The sequence below is a fragment of the Mesorhizobium sp. M8A.F.Ca.ET.181.01.1.1 genome, from assembly GCF_004792025.1.
Classification (GTDB): Bacteria; Pseudomonadota; Alphaproteobacteria; order Rhizobiales; family Rhizobiaceae; genus Mesorhizobium.
The window spans coordinates 1-292 of record NZ_SRTV01000275.1 but is presented as its reverse complement, the minus strand read 5'-3'; the positions used below and the strand labels follow the sequence as shown (position 1 = coordinate 292).

1 protein-coding gene is annotated in these 292 nt (G+C 65.8%); it reads right to left on the bottom strand.

Annotated features, from left to right (window positions below; all coding sequences use genetic code 11):
• On the bottom strand, window positions 1-292 hold a 292-nt coding region (locus EN824_RS35560), incomplete at both ends, for a hypothetical protein (protein WP_189522299.1).

Below are 292 nucleotides of genomic sequence, written 5' to 3'. Positions count from 1 at the left end.
GTCGTTGCCCCAGAACCCGTCACGCCGCTCACCGCGGCGCCGTCGGCACCCTTGGTGTCGGCGCCGGCCGCATTGCCGTCGCTGCCGACGCCGGTAATCACGTTGCCGCTCGCCGTGCCGCCTTCCGTGACACTGTCCGTGTCGGCAACCGCCGTCGGCACGTCATCTGTAACATTGACCTGAACCGTCGCGCTCGCCTGGTCTCCGTCCGAATCGGTAGCGACCACATTGATGCCGGTCAGGTTGATGACATTCTGTCCACCCGCGTCGGGATGCGGGAAATTGTCGAGCA